Source organism: Pseudaquabacterium pictum, assembly GCF_005403045.1.
In the GTDB taxonomy this organism is placed as follows: domain Bacteria; phylum Pseudomonadota; class Gammaproteobacteria; order Burkholderiales; family Burkholderiaceae_C; genus Pseudaquabacterium; species Pseudaquabacterium pictum.
This window is the reverse complement of sequence record NZ_BJCL01000011.1, coordinates 154,508-160,831: the sequence shown is the minus strand read 5'-3', so window position 1 is coordinate 160,831 and position 6,324 is coordinate 154,508. Positions and strand designations below refer to the sequence as shown.

Below are 6,324 nucleotides of genomic sequence, written 5' to 3'. Positions count from 1 at the left end.
GCCGAGGCTGCCCCCGACCAGGCCGCCGCGCTGCTGGAGGCCCAGCGCCAGGCCGCCACCGAGGCCCTGCGCCTGGCCCGCCAGCGCAAGGCCGAGGAGACCGCCAGGCTGGATGCCGAACGTGCCGCCCAGGCCCGCGCCGATGCCGAGGCCCGTGCCGCCGCCGCTGCCCGGGCGGAAGCCAACACCCGGGCGGATGCCGCACGTGCGGAAGCAGCCGCACGGGCCGAGGCCGCAGCGCGCGCAGAAGCTGCCGCCCGCGCTGAAGCCGCGGCACAACGGGTCGCTGCACAGCAGGCCGCTGCACAACAGGCCGCTGCACAACAGGCCGCCGCACAGGCCGAAGCCGCCACGCGCGCCGCGCTGCGCGCGCCGACCGCCGCCGTGGCCCCGGCACCGGCCCGGCCGCCGGTGGTGCTGCTGGCTGACGATTCCAAGGTGGTGCGGGTGAAGACCGGCCGGCTGCTGGAGAAGCAGGGCTGGCGGGTGCTCCTGGCCGAAGACGGCGCGGCCGCGCTGCAGGCCGTGGTCACCGAATCGCCGGACCTGCTGATCACCGACGTGGAGATGCCCGAGGTCGACGGCTTCGAGTTGACGCGCCGGGTGCGCGCGCATCCGCGCTTCAGCCACCTGCCAGTGATCATGATCACCTCGTCGGACGAGCGCCACCGGGCGCAGGCCCAGGCCGCCGGCGTGAACCTGCTGCTCGGCAAGCCCTATGCCGAGGAGGAACTGCTGGCCCGGGTGCAGCAGCTGCTCGGCGCGGCGGCCCAGGCCGGCGCCACCGGCCTGGCGCTGCACTGAGCCGCCATGGTGATCTCCGGGCTGGCCCGCGGCCGATAATCGCGGGTTTCCACCCTTCCAGGTTCGGCGCGCCTGCCCCGCTGCAGCGCGCCGAGTTGCCATGTCCGACGCCGCCACCGCCCCCGCCCCCCCCCCCCCCAGCCCGCTGGCCAAGGAGGTGCGCCGCCGCCGCACCTTCGCGATCATCAGCCACCCCGACGCCGGCAAGACCACGCTGACCGAGAAGCTGCTGCTGTTCTCGGGCGCGATCCAGATCGCCGGCTCGGTGAAGGCGCGCAAGGCCTCGCGGCATGCCACCAGCGACTGGATGGAGATCGAGAAGCAGCGCGGCATCTCGGTGGCCAGCTCGGTGATGCAGATGGAGTACCGCGACTGCGTCATCAACCTGCTCGACACCCCCGGCCACCAGGACTTCAGCGAAGACACCTACCGGGTGCTGACCGCGGTGGACGCGGCGCTGATGGTGATCGACGCGGCCAACGGCGTGGAGCCGCAGACGCGGCGCCTGCTGCAGGTCTGCCGGGCGCGCAACACGCCCATCCTCACCTTCGTCAACAAGATGGACCGCGAGGTGCAGGAGCCGCTGAACCTGATGGACGAGATCGAGCGGGAGCTGGGCATGACGGTGGTGCCCTTCACCTGGCCGGTGGGCATGGGCAAGGTATTCGGCGGCGTGATGGACCTGCGCAAGAACCAGATGCGCGTGTTCAAGCCGGGCGAGGACCGCGCCAACGACAACGACGAGATCATCGACGGCCTGGACAACCCGCTGCTGGCCGAGCGCTTCGGTGCCCAGTTCGACCAGGCCAGCGGCGAGATCGAGCTGGTGCGCGACGCCGCGCCGGCCTTCGATGAGGCCGAGTTCCTGGCCGGCCGGCAGACGCCGATGTTCTTCGGCTCGGCGGTGAACAACTTCGGTGTGCAGGAGGTGCTGGACAGCCTGGTCGACCTGGCGCCACCACCGGGCGTGCGCCCGGCCATCCAGCGCGAGGTAGGACCCGAGGAGGGCAAGTTCAGCGGCGTGGTGTTCAAGATCCAGGCCAACATGGACCCCAGCCACCGCGACCGCATCGCCTTCCTGCGGGTGGCCAGCGGCAAGTTCACCCGTGGCATGCGGCTGAAGGTGGTGCGCAGCGGCAAGGAGCTGCGGCCCAACACCGTGGTCACATTCATGAGCCAGCGGCGCGAGCTGTTGGACGAGGCCTTTGCCGGCGACATCATCGGCATCCCCAACCACGGCGTGCTGCAGCTCGGCGACACGCTGACCGAGGGCGAGGCCCTGCAGTTCACCGGCCTGCCGTTCTTCGCGCCCGAGATGTTCCGCATGGTCGAGGTGGCCGATCCGCTGAAGACCAAGCAGCTCAAGGCCGGCCTGCAGCAGCTGGGCGAGGAGGGCGCGATCCAGGTCTTCAAGCCGGTGGCCGGCAGCGTGCTGATGCTGGGCGCGGTGGGCCAGCTGCAGTTCGAGGTGGTGGCCCACCGCCTGGAGCATGAATACGGCTGCAAGGCCCGCATCTCGCCCTGCCGTTTCTCGATTGCACGCTGGGTCACCTGCGATGACGCCGACGGCGGCGAGCGCGAGCTCAACCGCTTCATCGAGGGCAACAGCCACCGCATGGCCTACGACGCAGTGAATGCGCCCACCCTGCTGGTGGAGTACGCGCCCGAGCTGCGCGCCATCGAGAGCAACTGGCCGAAGATCAAGTTCCACGCGCTGCGCGAGCATGCGGGGCTGGTGTTCCAGCAAAGGATGGGCTGAGCCCGGACACAAACCGTCCTGAGGACGGTTTGTGCCTGGCGAAGCGGCCGAGCTCTGCGAGGCCGTAGAGACTGACCCGCGACTGCGGGGGTGCCGGCGCCGGGGACTGAGACGGCGCGGAGACGGTCGGTGCGGACACTGGTTGGCGATGGCATCGAGCCATCCGCCAGACCCGAGGACGCACCTTGCCCACTGCCCGCCCCAGCCCCCGCCGCCACCCTGCCCGCCTGCGCCCGCTGTGCGCCCTGCTCGCCGCCATCGGCCTGGCCCAGCCGGCCGCCGCGGCCACCTTCAGCTTCACCGGCGGGTCCAGCAGCCGCTGGGCCGATGCGGCCAACTGGGCCGAGGGCAGCGTGCCGGTCGGCGCCGCCGACACCGCACTGGTGCTGGATGCCGCCAGCCGCGCCACCAGCTTCCATGACATCGCCGGCGGCCTGGTGCTCAACCGGCTGACGCTGGGCGCCAACGCCGCATCGCCCGCGCTGTCGGGCGAGGCACTGCAGTTCCAGGGCGCTGACGCGCTGCTGCAGATGCAGACCACCAGCGGCCATGCCACGGTCGACAACGCGCTGCAGCTGGGCAGCCACCTCACGGTGCAGGGCGGTGGTCGCAGCGCCACCCAGCTGTTCCTGCGCGGCGACATCAGCGGCGCGGCCGGCCTGCACCTGGCCAGCGGTTTCACCGTGCTGTCGGGCAACAACAGCTTCAGCGGTGCCACGGTGGTCGCCGCCGGCGGCGTCCTGGGCGTGGCCGGCGGTGGCCTGGCGGGCACCAGCGGCATCCGCGTGGCCAGCGGCGGCGAGCTGCAGATCGTCACCTCCAACGTCGTCACCACCCTCGGCAAGCCGATCGCGCTGGCCGGCACGCTGAGCAGCAGCGCGCGCATGGTCACCACCCCGTTCGGCGCCGTGGCCGGCGCGGCCGTGTCCGGGCCGGTCACGCTGGAAGGCAACGCCGATGTGCTGGTGCTGGGCGCCACCGGCACCGGCGTCAACCGCAGCCAGTTCATCGTCAACGGCAGCATCGACCGCGCCGGCCACACCCTGCGCCTGGCCACTGCCGGCCTGAACAACAGCCTGCAGGTGAACGCCATCGGCGGCGCCGGCGGCCTGCTGCTGCAGCCGCGCGGCGGCAGCATCAGCGTCGGCGCCGTCAGCGGCGATGGTGATCTGCTGGCCAGCGGCGCCGGCGGCAGCGTCACGCTGGCCAGCCTGTCCGGCAACGGCGCGCTGACGGTGAACTTCGATGCCGGCAGCTTCGGCCAGATGGTGGTCACCGGCGCGCTGGCCGGCCAGCGCGACATCGACGTGCGCGCCGGCATGCTGGTGCTGGGCACGGTGGTGCCGCTGGCCTTCACCGGACAGATCACCTTGCGCGGCGAGGGCACGCTGAGCCTGGGCCGCGAGCGCTACCTGGGCAGCGCCAGCCCAACGCTGCAGTTCATCGGCGGTGGCCGGCTGCAGCTCAACGACAACGGCTTCGATGTCAGCCGCCACATCACCACCACCGGCGGCACCGCCGCGCTGGCCCTGGGCGGCGGCAGCCACCTGGTCAGCGGCACCATCAGCGGCGATGGCGGCTTCGCCGTCAGCGGCGGGCTGATCACGCTGAGCGGCGAGAACAGCTTTGCCGGCGGGCTGTCGGTCTTCAACGGCAGCATCAGCCCGGCGGGCACGCTCAACACCACCGTGGTGCGGTTCAGCCAGGACAGCAACCTGGGCCAGGCCGGTGGCGCGGTGCGGCTGCAGGGCTCGCTGTCCCTGCCCGACGGCTACGCCCTGACCCGGCCGGTGGAGCTGCTGGGCAACGCCGCCGGCATCACCGGCCGCGGCGACCATGTGCTGGCCGGCAGCTTCACAGGCAGCGGGCGGCTCAACCTGGGCGGCCCGGCCCGCTACCGGCTGACCGGCAACGCCAGCCACAGCGGCGGCGTGGCGCTGGCCGGTGAATCGAACGGCACGCCCGCGGTGCTGGTGATCGACAGCGACGCCCGCCTGGGCGCGCCCGGCGGCGTGCTGAACATCGGCCGCAGCAGCGGCCTCTTCGTGCTGCCGGGCACGCTGGAAGCCGCCGGCCACCTGGTCATCGACGCCAGCCGCAGCACCAGCTTCCGCAACATGACGGTGGACACCGCCGGCTTCGACGTGGTGTTCAACCAGGCCATCGACGGCCTGGGCATGACCAAGGCCGGCGCCGGCACCTGGACGCTGAACACCGCCAACACCAACAGCAGCGGCGACAACCGGGTGCAGGTGCTGCAGGGCACGCTGGCGCTGGGCGTGGACCAGGCGCTGGGCACGCGCAGCCAGGTGCAGGTGGCCGATGCTGCCGTGCTGCAGCTGGGCGGGCGCGCGCTGGCGGTGACATCGCTGGACACGGCCGCCGGCGGCGTGGTCGACCTGGGCGCCGGCGGCCGCCTGCAGCCGCTGTTCGGCACGCTGGACGGGCGGCTGCAGGGCCACGGCAGCCTGCTCGTCGGCCGCGCCGGCTTCGTGGCGGGCAGCATCGGCCTGCACAACGCCAACAGCTTCACCGGCAGCGTGGTGGTGGCGCACGGCAGCCGCCTGCTGGTGGGCCATGCGCAGGCCCTGGGCGACCCCGCGAACACCCTGCAGCTGGACAACGGCACGCTGGCCACCCGCCGGTCGCTGGACGCGCCACTGGTCATCAGCGACGCCACCAGGTTGCAGATCGGTCCCGGCGGCGCGGGTTTCCATGCCGAAGGCCAGTCCATCGTCATCCAGCAGGCGCTGACCGGCAGCGCGCCGCTGCGCTTCGAGGGCGGCAGCCTGCCCACCCGCCTGGGCGGCGACGGTGGCACGGTGGATGTGCTGCTGGCAAACCGCCATAACAGCTTTGTCGGCGACACCGTGCTGGGCGACCCGCAGCGCTTCGGCGCCGCGGTGCTGGGCATCACCGCCGATGGATCGCTGGGCGCGGCAGGCAACCGGCTGATCCTGGGCCACAGCGTGTTCGACGGCGAGACCACCCGCAGCGCCGAAGGCGGCCTGCGCGCCTGGGATGCGGTCACGCTGGCGTCCAGCCGCATCATCCTGCTGGGCGGCGAGGCGGGCAGCACCGCCGGTTTCATCGACACCAACGGCCACACCGTGGTGGTGGCCGGCAGCATCGGCGAGCTGGCCAGTGGCCTGGGCCTGCTCAAGACCGGCGCCGGCACCCTGGTGCTCAACGGCGTGCAGGGCTACACCGGTCTCACCACGGTGGAGGCCGGTGTGCTGGGCGGGCATGGCGCAGTGGAACGGCTGGCGGTGGAGAACGCCACGCTGGCGCCCGGCGAGAGCGCCGGCCTGTTCAGCGTGCGGGGCGACCTGCGCTTCCAGGCCGGCACGCTGGCGATGGAGCTGGGCGGCCTGGCGCGCGGCAGCGGCTACGACGCGCTGGACATCAGCGGCAGCCTGAGCCTGGGCGACGGCACCGTGCTGCGGCTGTCGTTCATCGGCGGCTTCCTGGCGCAGGGCGGCCAGCAGTTCCAGCTGGTCGATGGCGACACCGACGTGTTCGGCAGCTTCACCAACGTGGCCGACGGCACCCGGCTGCTGACCGACGACGGCGCCGGCAGCTTCGTCGTGCACTACGGCGCGGGCCAGGGCCTGCGGCTCACCGACTTCCAGGCCACGGCGCCGGTGCCCGAGCCCGCCACCTGGGGCCTGATGGCGCTGGGCCTGCTGGGCGTGGGCGCGGCGGCACGGCGGCGTGGCAGGGCCTGAGGCGAATCAGGGAAGACCCTGAGTACGTTGGCG

General features: G+C 72.5%; 3 protein-coding genes. All 3 read left to right on the top strand.

The window, feature by feature from the left end; genetic code table 11:
• A partial coding sequence (locus tag FFT10_RS19660; protein ID WP_137734564.1) for a response regulator occupies nucleotides 1-804 on the top strand: 804 nt, incomplete at its 5' end.
• Between the two features lie 100 nt (nucleotides 805-904).
• On the top strand, nucleotides 905-2,563 hold the full coding sequence (locus FFT10_RS19655; protein ID WP_137734563.1) for a peptide chain release factor 3: 1,659 nt from the start codon (nucleotides 905-907) through the stop codon (nucleotides 2,561-2,563).
• A gap of 185 nt (nucleotides 2,564-2,748) precedes the next feature.
• The gene (locus FFT10_RS28610; protein WP_137734562.1) at nucleotides 2,749-6,291 is read left to right on the top strand and encodes a beta strand repeat-containing protein; all 3,543 of its coding nucleotides are present in this window, start codon (nucleotides 2,749-2,751) and stop codon (nucleotides 6,289-6,291) included.
• The last annotated feature ends 33 nt before the right edge of the window (nucleotides 6,292-6,324 follow it).